Source organism: Providencia sp. PROV048, assembly GCF_033688165.1.
Taxonomy (GTDB): domain Bacteria; phylum Pseudomonadota; class Gammaproteobacteria; order Enterobacterales; family Enterobacteriaceae; genus Providencia; species Providencia hangzhouensis.
The window spans coordinates 1943308-1956122 of record NZ_CP096360.1; the positions used below are offsets into that span (position 1 = coordinate 1943308).

Consider the following 12815-nt stretch of genomic DNA (forward strand, 5'->3'; position numbering starts at 1 on the left):
TTTAAAGGTGAGACAAAATATCTTTCGCCTGATTAGCCAGACGATTGCGAGAGAACATGAGTTGGATACGACTTCCACCAACTTGTTGCCAAAGCACTGCGCAGCGAATACCTGCGAGTAAAGTGGCTCTAACTTTTGCTTGAACGAGTGTATTTTTGAGAATGTCTGGGGAACCAGTGACTTGAATTCGAGGCCCTGCAGGGCTGACTACGTCGACGTAAATACCCGCAAGTGCGTTAAACACACCTTCAGAGAGCGGTTCAAAATAGTCAGCTTGGCGCTCAAATTGCTCAATACGTTGGCCAAGTTGGTTCATCGCTTCTTGATTTTTATTAAGACGGCGCTCAAGTACCATAATACTTAACATATAACGTGTCATTTCAGCGGATAAACCACTGTTGCCGCCTGTTAACATGCCTAACATGGCATTGAGACCGGTCTTTAAATTTTCGGCATCATTACCAAATACATCCAAAGTCGATTTTGGATTCATATTGGTGAGGCAATTGACCATGGTTTCAGTGTCTTTCTCGAGACAAACACCTTCATGTGCGAGTTTTTGAACCATCGCGCTTGCTTGGCAGATACCCGCTAAAGCAAGCGTAATGTCGTAATAGTTTTTTGCCACATTTACTCCTGAATACGGGCTTCAATAATACCGCCACCGAGACAGACTTCATCGATATAAAATACGGCGGATTGACCTGGAGTGACAGCCGCGACTGGGTAGTCAAATGCAACTTCAATGCGATCATCACTTAATGGGGTTATCGTACAAGGGATATCCGCTTGACGATAACGTGTTTTTACTACACAACGTAGTGGTTCAGTCATTGTTTTACGGTCAACCCAATGTAATTGCTGAGCAATTAACCCAACAGACATTAACCTAGGGTGTTCATGGCCTTGAGCAACGATAAGAATATTATTTTCAACGTCTTTATCGACAACATACCAAGGTTCTTCAGAGCCCTCTTTTGTACCACCGATACCTAAACCTTTACGCTGACCTAAGGTGTGGTACATCAAACCTTCATGTTGACCAATTGTTTCGCCATCGACAGTGACGATAGGGCCGGGTTGAGCAGGTAAGTAGCGGCCTAAAAAGTCGCGAAACTTACGCTCACCAATGAAACAAATCCCTGTAGAGTCCTTTTTTTTCGCAGTAACTAAGCCAATTTCTTCGGCAATACGGCGTACTTCAGGTTTTTCGAGCTCACCAACTGGAAAAAGGCTTTTAGCGACTTGCTCGTGACTCAGGGTATATAAAAAATAACTTTGGTCTTTGTTGCCATCTAAGCCACGTAATAATTGGCTTTTACCATCGATATCACGGCGACGCACATAATGACCAGTGGCAATGTAATCTGCGCCTAAATCTTCAGCAGCAAATTCTAAGAAAGCTTTAAATTTGATTTCTTTGTTGCAGAGAATATCTGGGTTTGGTGTGCGACCAGCTTTATATTCAGTTAAAAAATGTTCGAAGACATTGTCCCAATATTCAGCAGCGAAATTAATGGTATGAAGTTCAATACCCAGTTTGTCACACACGGCTTGCGCATCGGCAAGGTCAGCCGCAGCTGAGCAATATTCTGTGTCGTCATCTTCTTCCCAATTCTTCATAAACAGACCAGCAACCTGATACCCTTGTTGCTGTAGCAAGTAAGCGGATACAGAGGAGTCAACACCACCGGACATACCGACGATGACTTTTTTTTGGCTGTTATCTGACATGGTACTATTATTTGACATGGAAATATCTCACTGCGGAAAAATCAAGCCCCATACTTTAGCATGTTGTTCCCGCATTACACCAGAGTTAGAGGGGAATATTATTGCTTGGTGAAATCTTCACCAAGCAGAAGTTTAGTGCTTAACGATAATGATCGCCGTAAGCTGTTAAGATATCGAGAGGATAATGTTTTCCTGTGAGAAAACAGCGTAAACTTTCAGCCACTAATGGTGAACGCAGGCAGTTGCTATCTATAATTTCTTGGGCGGTCAGCCAGTGGCATTCGCTAATATCACTGTCTTGTGGCTGTGTTTCACAAATGGATTCAAGTTCTACGGCGAACAAAAAGCGGATAAACTGGGTTTTATCTGGGGCAATCCATTGGTGAATTTTAATTAATTGTGTTGGTGTGGCTTTGATTCCAGTTTCTTCTAGTAATTCACGTTCGGCGGCTTGCAAAATCGTCTCACCAGCTTCTAAGTGCCCAGCGGGTTGATTCCAAGTGGGTTTGTCGTTTATCCACTCTTCCACGACTAAAAATTTGCCTTGAGCATGCACAACAGTTGCTACAGTCACATTAGGTTTAAACAACAGTTATCTCCTTCCATTCGCCAACTGAAAGATTTCCCAAATTAAATTCACCAATCTGATAGCGAATTAGCCTAAGTGTTGGAAAACCTATATTTGCCGTCATACGACGGACTTGCCGATTACGTCCTTCATATAAGGTGATTTTTAACCAACTGGTCGGGATATTTTTACGTTCCCGTATAGGCGGGTTTCTTTGCCATAGCCATTTTGGTTCATCAACTAGTTCGATCCCTGCGGGGAGCGTTGGACCATCATTTAATGTTAATCCTCGCCGAAATTTTAGCAATGCATCTTCGCTGGGAATACCCTCTACTTGAGCATAGTATATTTTCCCTGTTTTTTTCTGTGGTTGCGTTAAACGGGCCTGTAGTTTTCCATCATTAGTTAAAATTAATAAGCCTTCACTGTCCCTATCAAGGCGTCCTGCTGCGTATACATCGGTGATTGGAATATATTTTTTTAATGTATCGCGGCCTTGTTCATCAGTAAATTGAGGTAAAACATCAAAGGGTTTGTTAAATAAAATGATTTTAGTTGATGTTTGCGAACTAACTGAAATCCGCTTAGTTCTATGCTTTAACGCAGTAGAGGTTGGTGAGTAACGATTTTTTTTCGGAACTGATTTTTTGTTCGGTCTGTTCATGGTCATTCAATGAGAATTTATTGGTTTTAATTTATGGCGGTTTATCCTATCTAGTGTAGGAGATTTAGCGGTTTGATCCTAGAACGTATTTTTCATGGCGATGTAATATTTAATTAACAACTTTAAAAACATTTAAATCAATAAAAACAATTTTTCATTTAAAAATAAGTACATATGAGTTTATTTGGATGACGATAGTGTGAGCGGAACGTATTTTTAATTTGAGTTAACTTGCTAGTATTATTTGTTGTTAGGAAAATATTTTAACAAAAGTTAAGTCATTCGCTCAAATGCGTCGTTGACAACTTTTCATCGTGGTTTGATTTATTTCTAATAATGGAATGCTTAAATTAATTTATTGATTTAACAGTATTTATAAATAGTTATTCGATTAACTTACAAGATAAAACAGTACGTTAAATGCGATCGGCATTGAAGCTTAGATGAGTAATCATTGGCGTTCGACGCAGATTGAAGTAGTATTGACACGTCTCTTACAAAAAATTAACAAGCAAAATACGCAAGTGAAAGGAGAGGTTAATGGAAAGCAAAGTAGTAGTTCCGGCAGAAGGCGCTAAAATTACCATTGATGCAAAAGGCAAACTAAACGTTCCGAACAACCCAATTATCCCTTATATCGAAGGTGACGGCATTGGTATCGATGTTACACCAGCAATGTTAAAAGTGGTTGATGCGGCAGTTAAAAAAGCCTACAACGGTGAGCGCAAAATTTCTTGGATGGAAGTTTACACCGGTGAAAAATCTACACAAATTTATGGTAAAGATGTTTGGTTACCAGAAGAAACCCTCGATTTAATCCGTGATTACCGTGTTTCAATTAAAGGTCCTTTAACAACTCCTGTTGGTGGTGGTATTCGTTCCTTGAACGTTGCACTACGTCAACAACTTGACCTGTATATCTGTTTACGTCCTGTTCGCTACTACAAAGGCACGCCAAGCCCAGTTAAACAACCTGAATTGACGGATATGGTTATTTTCCGTGAAAACTCTGAAGATATCTATGCGGGTATTGAGTGGAAAGCGGGTAGTGCAGAAGCAGACAAAGTTATTAAATTCCTGAAAGATGAAATGGGTGTGACTAAAATCCGTTTCCCACAAGACTGTGGTATTGGTATTAAACCTTGTTCAGAAGAAGGCACAAAGCGTTTAGTTCGTGCAGCAATTGAATATGCTATTGATAACGGCCGTGATTCAGTGACTTTAGTTCATAAAGGTAACATTATGAAATTCACTGAAGGTGCATTTAAAGATTGGGGATACCAATTAGCACAAGAGGAATTCGGCGGTGAATTATTAGATGGCGGCCCATGGGTTAAAATTAAAAACCCTAAAACAGGCAAAGATATCATTGTTAAAGATGTTATTGCAGATGCTTTCTTACAACAAATCCTGCTGCGCCCAGCTGAATATGATGTTATCGCGTGTATGAACCTAAATGGTGACTACATTTCTGATGCATTAGCAGCACAAGTCGGTGGTATCGGTATTGCACCAGGTGCGAATATTGGTTCTGAATGCGCATTATTTGAAGCAACGCACGGTACTGCACCTAAATATGCAGGCCAAGATAAAGTTAACCCAGGCTCTATCATCCTTTCTGCTGAGATGATGCTGCGCCATATGGGTTGGACTGAAGCGGCTGACCTAATCGTTAAAGGTATGGAAGGCGCAATCGAAGCTAAGACTGTAACCTATGACTTCGAACGTCAATTAGAAGGCGCTAAATTACTGAAATGTAGCGAATTCGGTGACGCAATCATTAAACACATGTAATTTATTACGTAGTGTGATTAATAACGGGAGCTTAATAGTTCCCGTTTTATTTTGTCTAAAAAAATTCTTCTGCAAAACCACTGCAAAACCACTGCAAAACAGGCTACAAAATAATCGTTATTTTAAAGCTAAAACCTGCCAATTTTTCCCTCAGTCATCATTATATTTATCAGCCATCGCTTGGCTCTTATGGCCAAGAAGTTTCTGGATATTGATACCTTGTTCTCGATAGAGTCTTTCCGATAAAGAACGTTGTTCATGAAATGAAGGTGCTGATCTTTCTGGCCATGTTAACCCGCATTTATTCTGTTGAAATTGCACCAGGTAAACCGGCATTACAGATTGAAATGACGGATAAAAAGCCGAGTGCATCGTTTAAAACACCGTCTTATGACAATGTTAAGCCAGAATCGGTTATTCCGAGTGTAACGTCTGAGACATATCAGGGGATTGTTGATTTTGGTGGCGACCATGCGCCAATTTATATTTCAATATCGAAGAATCCAACGACTGCACAAGAAAAACAACTGATTGAGAAGCTAACCGAGATTGGCGTGCTTTATATCCAGCTGAAGCTGCAGAATTAGATTGGAAGCAAGCAAGTAGCGAGTTATCACAAGCAGATGTAGATGCTCAGACACTCAGACAGCAAAAAGAGAACTCGATAAAACTAAAAGCTCTCCGGAAGGCGGTGCTTTAACTGATGTGAGTAAAAATCCTTTACAAATTAAACAGTCAAGTCAGGTAATTTCTAGCGTATTTGGTATTGAATATATTGAAAAAATTGATAATCAAAAAGCATTGTCATATTTACTCAATCGTAATCCTGAAGATTATGTTATTAACATTTTGAGTATTGCTAGCGTATATGGATATGAGACTGATGATGGTAGCGAACCTGAAGTTCTAATTGATGATCCGGAAATTTATGAGTCTATTGTAGAGCGTTTCACATTAGCAAAAGAGCGACTTTTAGACGCTGAAAAAGCAATTAAAGAAGCAGTGAGAAAGCTGGGCATAGCTTTAGAGAAAAAGAAAAAAGCCGAAGCTAAAGAAAAGAAAGCGAAGGATAAAAAAGAAAAAGAAGAGAAGCGTAAAAAGCCTGGCACTGCTACAAGAAAAGGCAAAAAAGTTAGCGATAAATGGCTTAATGATGCTAGTAAAGAAAATGGTGCTCCTATTCCTGAGCAAGTAGCTAATAAATTACGAGGTAATAAATTCAACAGTTTTGATGAGTTCAGGAAGGCCATCTGGGATGAGATATCAAAATTTCCAGAATTGATTAAAAACCTTAGTAAGAATAATAAAACTCTTGTTTCTAAAGGATACTCGCCTTTTGCTAGGAAAAAAGATCAAGTTGGTGGTAGAAAGGTACATGAGTTGCACCATGACAACCCAATTAGTGAAGGGGGAGAAGTCTATAACATGGACAATTTAAGAGTTACGACCCCGAAAAGACATATTGATATCCATAGAGGTAAATAAGAATGGAACTAAAAAATAATATTACTGATTATACAGAATCTGAATTTTTAAAGTTATTAACAATTATTTGTAATGCAGATACAGCAAGTGAGGAAGAACAAATTAAGTTTGTGACTCACTTTGAAAAAGTAACAGAGCATCCAAGCGGAAGTGATCTTATTTACTACCCAGAGGATGGAGCCGATGATTCTCCAGTCGGAATTTTAAAAACAGTCAAAGAATGGCGGGCTAAAAATGGCAAGCCTAGTTTCAAAAAAGGCTAAGAACTACTGCTAATGGAATAGCTGAACATAAAGCATCAATGATTTAAGGATGAATCATTGATGCTTATCCGCCAATCATTTCAGGTGATGAATTTACTCAACATTAAAGATAAAGCGGCCGTGTTTAATGACATCCAACTGATGGAGTCAAAAACTTTAGAATTGATCCATAAAAATAGAGCGAAAGCTGAACCACCATGTTCAAGACGCTTATAGACTCTTATAAACGCTTATAAATGTCTATATGACATACAACTGGGCTTGTTAAGTTAGCTTAAACACTTTAATATGATCGCAGCTATCTTAAGCATATTGCTTAATTACCCGTCAAAATGTCATTAATCTAAACTAACAAGGGGGCTATATGAGAACTGAACATACCAGATCTGTACAAACAATTAGCCATGCAACAGAACTTGTTAATACATTTTTTGATGATAATACTGAAAAGTTTTTCTCTGTTCGTCGCCTTAGTATGAGAAAGGATCCGAATAGACAGTTGTTTATTGTTACTATCGAAAATGATAACAAAAGCGATGAATATGAAATTGTTCCTTTTGCTGAGTTATCATATCGCCAAAAAAAGATTAATATAGTCGTTGACCCTAGCACGCAATATCCAGAACTAAATCAAAGCATAACTGATGTGATTGAAAAAATTAAATCTTCAATTCTTGGTTACATGTCAAATTATCAGAAGTTGTCTGTCCATTAATAAGATAGTGAGAATGGAATGGCTCCAAACTTTACCAGTAGTTACTCAAAGGATCTGAATAGAAAGCCAGAATGTGAAAGAGAAGATGAGATAGAGTCTTTCCATTATCTTACTGTTGAGGGCGATTTACTAAAAATCACGGAATACGCTCTTACTGGCAGCGAGTTTCATTATTACTCTAAAATTGTCGCATTAGGTTGTACTACTGAAGGTTTTTATGCAGACCATGCTGAGTTTTTGAGAAGTCACCGATTTTCTGATGAACATATCATTGGTGAGCTGCTTGAGTTAGGAATGCACGCGGAAGAAGATGATACTTTAATTGGGCGTGTTGCTTATAATGACTTCACTTTTTTTGATGGTTCAGCGATAAAGACAGGCAAGCAAATTAGGGGCGTGGCTATTCTTGATGATTATCAGGCTGGTGGCGTAGCTCGTAATGTTTATAAGTGCTTGTTACTGAAGCATGAATATATAGTATGTGATAACTTACAAACTATAGGTGGTGGTTCGTTGTGGGTGTCTGGCATGACCAGTATTGGTGAAGTAAGGATCTATGATACCATCCAAAAAAAATTCATTGATGTGCTATCAAAGGCTGGCTGTGGGTACACTGGTATAATCCCGTGGAGTGCAGAAGGCTTATCTCAAGCGGATATCGCTAAATGGGAGCCTAGGAAGTTATCAATGGACTCATGTCACCATATAGTAAACATTATCAGCAAAGATAGAATTTACAATATTGACTAATGTATTAACAGCTAAACCCACTTCGGTGGGTTTTTTATTGCCTAAGTAGAGGGGCCTCACCCACAGACCTTATTTCTTCGGGCATGGCCATGCACTAATAAATGAATCCACTACCTGATGACTTGCTTGCTTGTTACGAGCTTCAGGTGAATTCTTTAGGTGCTTGGCCGCAACATATGTACAGTACAATAAAGTGTGATTTACTTCATCAAATTCCTTTTTTAACTTTGGCATGCTCCCCCGTTCATTCACATAGAATGCTGTTAGCAATGTCTGTTCCTCGAACAGAGCAGCACCATGAGTTCTGTTTATGGTTAGTTTAGTGCCAGAAGATGAATCCTAAGTTTTACTCAACTTAATGGCTTAGTTTCAAGTCTAAGAATAGAGAAAATTATGGGAAGAAGGTTAAAAGGCTAGCAGGAGCAAGCCTTCTAACGCGGGAGATATTGTTTAATTTCTCAGATAAACATTTAAAAATACGTTTATATGTATATTAAATATTTTAGATATGATTATTAGATGATCTGCATAAATTGAAGTATTTCCACTTTCATATTCGTTATAATGGCTGTCTGTAATATTTAGACTATCTGCCATTTTATGAGTTGATATTTTTTTATTTACTCTAATGTTTCTTATATATTCACCAAGGTTCTTATTTCTTTGTGTGGTTTTTTGCATTATTATCTTTCTATCTATTATATTGGTGTTAGCGCAGTATTTTATTTAAATTTATTTACAGATAAAGGTATTGATTTCTACGTGGCAATGAATTTGAATATAAACGCAATCCTAAATTAATAATTTCGCCATCACTCTCTAATTCTTTTAATAAAGAAACAAAGAAGGATTCGACACTAATATTTAATTTTATTAAAAATAGTAAAATTAGACTGAATGATATAGTATTAATACCATTTTCGTAGCGCGAAACCTGCTGTTGGCTGACATGAAGTAATTTGCTTATGTCTTCTCCTGTCAGGTCATTTTCAATGCGTTTTCGTCGTAAATAATTTCCAATTAAGATGTTTACTTTGCTATTTAAAATAGCACGATCCATATTAACCTCTATAGTGAGTAAGAATTTTCTGAGATAAAAATTAGTCAAATAATAATATTAAGTACAATCGTTTATAACGCTTGATGGAATATTTTTCATCGGTATAAACGATTGATACGAAAAAATCAATCGTTTGATTTTATTTTTGTTTAGGCTTAATCTCATGATAAATAACAATTAATTTGATATTTCTTGTTTTTAAAATATTACAAGACAAATGAAGTGGCAATTGCGAATACACGCAATAAGAGTATTTTCGGTTTCATTTTTTATGGTATCTTGAATATTAACTTCAATGATTAAATTATGCTTATTGTTTAGTATTTTATTTATTTTGTATTTACATTCGATTTTTCTTATTTAATTTATACATATAATAATATTATTATTTACAACGTTGTATCATTTTTGAAATAAAATATTATCAATTGAAATATTTTGTTACAATATAACTGGTTTAATAGTGATAAAACAATCTAGAAAATTTTCTTATGTGCTGATTTTATCGTAAATAATAATGTGCTTATATTAAATCTAGCCGCAATTATTTAGAGTATCGGCAGTGATTTTATATACTTGAGGAGATTAATTATGGAGGTTAAATTTTCACTTTATGTTTCAGTATGAAACTATTTTTTGAGGGATACAATGGTGGAATTCATACAGCTATACTGCTTTTTAGTGATATATAACGTATAACTATATGCAGATACTGTGTAACCCGAAGTTACGCTTTTTGAAAAAAAAGGTAGTGAACTAGAAGAAATGCAATAGTGAGGATGGCTGATATGGCTGATATGGCTGATATGGCTGATATGGGTGAAGCTCATTAATGAACTGGAGTGATAACATGAACCGAAGTGAATTGGTTGATTATATTCAGCATAATTATGGCGTGGATCCTGAGACCCCTTGGGGGAAGTTCCCTGAGTATATTGTTTTTAGGAGAAGAAATAACGCAAAATGGTTTGCAGTTATTATGCGCATTTCATCAAATAAATTAGATACAAATAAAAATGAAGAGATGGTTAATATCGTCAATCTTAAAGCTCCCCCTGAACTCATTGGCTCATTGCGGTTAAAAGACGATATTTATCCGGCATATCATATGAATAAAGAGCATTGGATTACGATAAAGCTACCAGGGAGCCTTACCGATAGTGAACTCAAAGAGTTAATCGAAGATAGTTATAAGTTAACAGCATAACAGTTTATTATCTTGCTAGATTACCCCATCCTTAGGAAAAGTTTCTATACTAGCTAGTTAAGCTTTTTAGCAATGATAAATAATCGAGGAAATGGCATTAAAACATAGCCATTATCTTGTTTTGGGTAAGTTTTTGTTAATAATTCATGATAACGTGCGAGAAATTGCTCTTTTTGCTTTTCATTTAAGTTTTCAAGGTAAGGCCTTAACCCTGTTGCTCTTAACCAATCAATGATTGAACCAATAGATGGCATGACATGGTAATAAGTTGTTTGCCATATATCAACAGAGCAGGTAGTAGCTGAAAGCAAATCATAATATTCAGTTATTGATAAAAGTGCTGTTCTATATACCGCAGAAATGGATCGCTCATTGGCTACTTTGCGCATTAAAGCATGCGTGGGTTCATTCCAATTATTTGGCATCTGAATGGCTAAAATACCGCCACTTTGTAGTTGGTTAACTAGGTGGGGAAATAATACCTTGTGATCAGGTAACCATTGTAAGGATGCATTGGCAAATATAAGGTCCTGCTTGGTTTCAGGAACCCAGGTTGCGATGTTCGCTTCTGTAAACTGGCAATCAGGAAGATTCTTTCTCGCTTCAACTAACATAGCGGGAGAATTATCAACTCCCATTATTCTTGCTAATGGATACATTTCACGAAGTATCTGAGTTGAATTACCGGGCCCACAACCTAAATCAGTTAAATTACATGCGTTAGAGACATGAATATGACTGAGTAAGTCGTATGATGGACGAGTTCTTTCCCGCTTAAATTGTAGGTACAAGTCTGGGTTCCAATCTTGCATGTGTGAGCCTCATTGTATTATTAGATAATTAAATCATAACCTATGGCTGAGCATATTGCATTTCTGGCTAAATATGAATTATTTGCGTACCCATCAGAACAGCTTGACCACCAACTTCTACCTGAATAATATTTTTTGTTTGCGAGTTAATTGTTACTTGAATTAATGACGGGCATCCCATTGCTCGACCTTGTTCAAACAGAAAATGAGTTTCATTTGGTAAAACATAATTGACCAAATAGCAGCCAAGGGCTCCGCTAGCACTGCCTGTTGCTGATTCTTCATTTATTCCGTAGAGCGGTGCGAAATTTCGACAATGTGCTGTGGTCGAAGAGTTATGGTTTAGCTCAAATACATGAAAACCGATAGCTTTGAATTCACGACTTAGCCTTGCTATTGCCTCATAATTAGGCTGTAGCAAATCTAAATGACCAGTTTTAACTGGAATAATAATGTCGGGTAACCCTGTTGAAACTATCATGATAGGTAAGCCTGTTTCAGCAATAACTTCGTTAGTTATGCCAAGGGCTGTTGCTACTTCATTGATACTGGGCCCATTGCGTAAGGTTGGTAGTGTTTGCTCCATAACGATGTTATTTGGGCTAACAGACACGCTCAGAATACCAGCTTTGGTTTTTTGAGTGTAAAGCCCATCAGTAAGTTGCTTAAGTGAAGCTAAAGTAGAAAACACAGCTAATGTGGCATGACCACAAAAATCAACTTCACCTTCAGCAGTATAGAAATCTACTATAAAATCAGTTTCTTCGCCGTTATAGACAAATGCAGTTTCTGAAAAACCGACCTGCCGCGCAATAGCAATTTTTTGTGAAGTGCTGAGTTTTGGCGGGTTGAGGACAACACCTGCTGGGTTACCACCAGAATTATTTTGTGTGAAAGAATTGACAAGGTATACTAGGATAGCTTGCTCAACTGAATCGGTATTTTTATTTTGCATGGGGATCTTATTGATTGGTTAAAATTTAACAAGAAGTATAGACAATATATTAGCATTAACTCATTGTATAATAGAATAAATATAAAAAATCTATTGAGATAACATGATAGCGATGCAGAACTCAATATTATAAAGAGTTAAGTTGAAGTTGATTGAATATTTGATATAAGTTGGTGATTTATTTTGATGCAGGTGAAAATAATTGAAATATATGCTGCATAAAATTATGCAGAAGAAATATACAAAACCCTTCAATACCCAGATGAATAGTAAAAAATTTTATTTATATGGCAATAAAACTTATTATTACCTAAGCTAGGTAATAAGTCTCAACCATTAGAGCAATGTTCAAAGCTATGTTTAAGTTGTTTAATAGCATATTTTTCTATGTCTCTTAAACTCATATTCATGGTATCCAACCCTTTGATATCCATTTTAAGTGTATGAGTGGAGTTGTCGTCACCGATCAAAGTTACATGCAAGCCTGTAACTTTTGTATTTTCTTCTAATATATTTACTTGAGTTAGATTAAATCGCATAAAAGTACCTTTTATGTAAATTATAATTATTAATTAATTTACTCTAATTGCGTGTTTATTTCCTTTACAAATAGTTAAAAATTGTAACTGTCATTGTTCTTAAAATTATCATAATAAATATATAAATTTCTCACGATTTATTACTTAAGTTTAAGTTATGGAGACGTCATCACCTATAGTATCCATGATAGATACCTATTCCGTTGAATAATCGTCCGATTTATTCAATAAGATCTAGTGGGTAGCAAAATGAGGAAAATATCACAGGT

16 protein-coding genes and 1 pseudogene are annotated in these 12815 nt (G+C 36.6%); 7 read left to right on the forward strand and 10 right to left on the reverse strand.

Features of this window, described 5'->3' with window-relative positions:
• Nucleotide 1: 1 nt before the first annotated feature.
• The 4 genes from hflD to rluE form a co-directional block, all read right to left on the reverse strand.
• On the reverse strand, nucleotides 2-628 hold the full coding sequence (gene hflD / locus M1F26_RS08405; RefSeq protein ID WP_004253359.1) for a high frequency lysogenization protein HflD: 627 nt from the start codon (nucleotides 626-628) through the stop codon (nucleotides 2-4).
• A gap of 2 nt (nucleotides 629-630) precedes the next feature.
• Nucleotides 631-1734: a tRNA 2-thiouridine(34) synthase MnmA gene (gene mnmA, locus M1F26_RS08410; RefSeq protein WP_140172584.1), complete on the reverse strand. Its 1104-nt coding sequence runs from the start codon at nucleotides 1732-1734 to the stop codon at nucleotides 631-633.
• A 139-nt stretch (nucleotides 1735-1873) separates the two neighbouring features.
• The gene (locus tag M1F26_RS08415) at nucleotides 1874-2323 is read right to left on the reverse strand and encodes an NUDIX hydrolase (protein ID WP_140172511.1); all 450 of its coding nucleotides are present in this window, start codon (nucleotides 2321-2323) and stop codon (nucleotides 1874-1876) included.
• The gene (gene rluE, locus M1F26_RS08420) at nucleotides 2316-2966 is read right to left on the reverse strand and encodes a 23S rRNA pseudouridine(2457) synthase RluE (RefSeq protein WP_140172510.1); all 651 of its coding nucleotides are present in this window, start codon (nucleotides 2964-2966) and stop codon (nucleotides 2316-2318) included. Before rluE ends, M1F26_RS08415 begins: the two co-directional genes overlap by 8 nt.
• Before the next feature lie 540 nt (nucleotides 2967-3506).
• Between rluE and icd the strand changes: the two genes are divergently transcribed.
• Nucleotides 3507-4760, forward strand: coding sequence for an NADP-dependent isocitrate dehydrogenase (gene icd, locus M1F26_RS08425; protein ID WP_004253371.1), 1254 nt, complete (start codon nucleotides 3507-3509; stop codon nucleotides 4758-4760).
• 150 nt (nucleotides 4761-4910) lie between these two features.
• Here icd and M1F26_RS08430 read toward each other — a convergent pair.
• Nucleotides 4911-5069, reverse strand: a pseudogene (locus M1F26_RS08430) (integrase); the annotation flags it as partial.
• Between the two features lie 38 nt (nucleotides 5070-5107).
• Between M1F26_RS08430 and M1F26_RS08435 the strand changes: the two are divergent.
• The 5 genes from M1F26_RS08435 (at nucleotide 5108) to M1F26_RS08455 (ending at nucleotide 7973) form a co-directional block, all read left to right on the forward strand.
• On the forward strand, nucleotides 5108-5347 hold the full coding sequence (locus M1F26_RS08435; RefSeq protein ID WP_233618364.1) for a hypothetical protein: 240 nt from the start codon (nucleotides 5108-5110) through the stop codon (nucleotides 5345-5347).
• Nucleotides 5348-5465: 118 nt separating this feature from the next.
• Nucleotides 5466-6245 carry an HNH endonuclease gene (locus M1F26_RS08440; RefSeq protein WP_140172508.1) on the forward strand — a complete coding sequence of 260 codons (780 nt, stop codon included), beginning with the start codon at nucleotides 5466-5468 and terminating at the stop codon, nucleotides 6243-6245.
• A 2-nt stretch (nucleotides 6246-6247) separates the two neighbouring features.
• Complete coding sequence (locus M1F26_RS08445) at nucleotides 6248-6508, forward strand: bacteriocin immunity protein (protein WP_094960452.1); 261 nt, start codon at nucleotides 6248-6250, stop codon at nucleotides 6506-6508.
• A gap of 364 nt (nucleotides 6509-6872) precedes the next feature.
• On the forward strand, nucleotides 6873-7223 hold the full coding sequence (locus tag M1F26_RS08450) for a hypothetical protein (RefSeq protein ID WP_004253374.1): 351 nt from the start codon (nucleotides 6873-6875) through the stop codon (nucleotides 7221-7223).
• A gap of 18 nt (nucleotides 7224-7241) precedes the next feature.
• The gene (locus tag M1F26_RS08455; protein WP_140172507.1) at nucleotides 7242-7973 is read left to right on the forward strand and encodes a hypothetical protein; all 732 of its coding nucleotides are present in this window, start codon (nucleotides 7242-7244) and stop codon (nucleotides 7971-7973) included.
• A 450-nt stretch (nucleotides 7974-8423) separates the two neighbouring features.
• Here M1F26_RS08455 and M1F26_RS08460 read toward each other — a convergent pair whose 3' ends face one another.
• The gene (locus M1F26_RS08460) at nucleotides 8424-8654 is read right to left on the reverse strand and encodes a helix-turn-helix domain-containing protein (RefSeq protein ID WP_140172506.1); all 231 of its coding nucleotides are present in this window, start codon (nucleotides 8652-8654) and stop codon (nucleotides 8424-8426) included.
• A gap of 55 nt (nucleotides 8655-8709) precedes the next feature.
• On the reverse strand, nucleotides 8710-9033 hold the full coding sequence (locus M1F26_RS08465) for a helix-turn-helix domain-containing protein (protein WP_140172505.1): 324 nt from the start codon (nucleotides 9031-9033) through the stop codon (nucleotides 8710-8712).
• Nucleotides 9034-9883: 850 nt separating this feature from the next.
• On the opposite strand from M1F26_RS08465, the gene M1F26_RS08470 reads away from it, so the two are divergent.
• Entirely contained in the window at nucleotides 9884-10240 is a 357-nt protein-coding gene (locus M1F26_RS08470) for an MmcQ/YjbR family DNA-binding protein (protein ID WP_165119709.1), read from the forward strand.
• 53 nt (nucleotides 10241-10293) lie between these two features.
• Here M1F26_RS08470 and tam read toward each other — a convergent pair whose 3' ends face one another.
• The 3 genes from tam to M1F26_RS08485 all read right to left on the reverse strand — a co-directional run bounded on the left by tam (nucleotide 10294) and on the right by M1F26_RS08485 (nucleotide 12546).
• Nucleotides 10294-11052 (reverse strand): trans-aconitate 2-methyltransferase, encoded by a 759-nt coding sequence (gene tam, locus M1F26_RS08475; RefSeq protein ID WP_140172504.1) that lies wholly within the window; start codon nucleotides 11050-11052, stop codon nucleotides 10294-10296.
• 67 nt (nucleotides 11053-11119) lie between these two features.
• On the reverse strand, nucleotides 11120-12007 hold the full coding sequence (locus M1F26_RS08480) for a PhzF family phenazine biosynthesis protein (RefSeq protein WP_004253418.1): 888 nt from the start codon (nucleotides 12005-12007) through the stop codon (nucleotides 11120-11122).
• A gap of 329 nt (nucleotides 12008-12336) precedes the next feature.
• The gene (locus tag M1F26_RS08485; RefSeq protein ID WP_140172503.1) at nucleotides 12337-12546 is read right to left on the reverse strand and encodes a hypothetical protein; all 210 of its coding nucleotides are present in this window, start codon (nucleotides 12544-12546) and stop codon (nucleotides 12337-12339) included.
• Nucleotides 12547-12815 lie beyond the last annotated feature (269 nt).

Bases quoted from the DNA above. Each gene is read 5' to 3' on its own strand.
- mnmA (WP_140172584.1), bottom strand. From the start codon at position 1,734: ATGTCAGATAACAGCCAAAAAAAAGTCATCGTCGGTATGTCCGGTGGT.
- rluE (WP_140172510.1), bottom strand. From the start codon at position 2,966: ATGAACAGACCGAACAAAAAATCAGTTCCGAAAAAAAATCGTTACTCA.
- icd (WP_004253371.1), top strand. From the start codon at position 3,507: ATGGAAAGCAAAGTAGTAGTTCCGGCAGAAGGCGCTAAAATTACCATT.
- M1F26_RS08435 (WP_233618364.1), top strand. From the start codon at position 5,108: ATGACGGATAAAAAGCCGAGTGCATCGTTTAAAACACCGTCTTATGAC.
- M1F26_RS08445 (WP_094960452.1), top strand. From the start codon at position 6,248: ATGGAACTAAAAAATAATATTACTGATTATACAGAATCTGAATTTTTA.
- M1F26_RS08450 (WP_004253374.1), top strand. From the start codon at position 6,873: ATGAGAACTGAACATACCAGATCTGTACAAACAATTAGCCATGCAACA.
- M1F26_RS08455 (WP_140172507.1), top strand. From the start codon at position 7,242: ATGGCTCCAAACTTTACCAGTAGTTACTCAAAGGATCTGAATAGAAAG.
- M1F26_RS08460 (WP_140172506.1), bottom strand. From the start codon at position 8,654: ATGCAAAAAACCACACAAAGAAATAAGAACCTTGGTGAATATATAAGA.
- M1F26_RS08465 (WP_140172505.1), bottom strand. From the start codon at position 9,033: ATGGATCGTGCTATTTTAAATAGCAAAGTAAACATCTTAATTGGAAAT.
- M1F26_RS08470 (WP_165119709.1), top strand. From the start codon at position 9,884: ATGAACCGAAGTGAATTGGTTGATTATATTCAGCATAATTATGGCGTG.
- tam (WP_140172504.1), bottom strand. From the start codon at position 11,052: ATGCAAGATTGGAACCCAGACTTGTACCTACAATTTAAGCGGGAAAGA.
- M1F26_RS08480 (WP_004253418.1), bottom strand. From the start codon at position 12,007: ATGCAAAATAAAAATACCGATTCAGTTGAGCAAGCTATCCTAGTATAC.
- M1F26_RS08485 (WP_140172503.1), bottom strand. From the start codon at position 12,546: ATGCGATTTAATCTAACTCAAGTAAATATATTAGAAGAAAATACAAAA.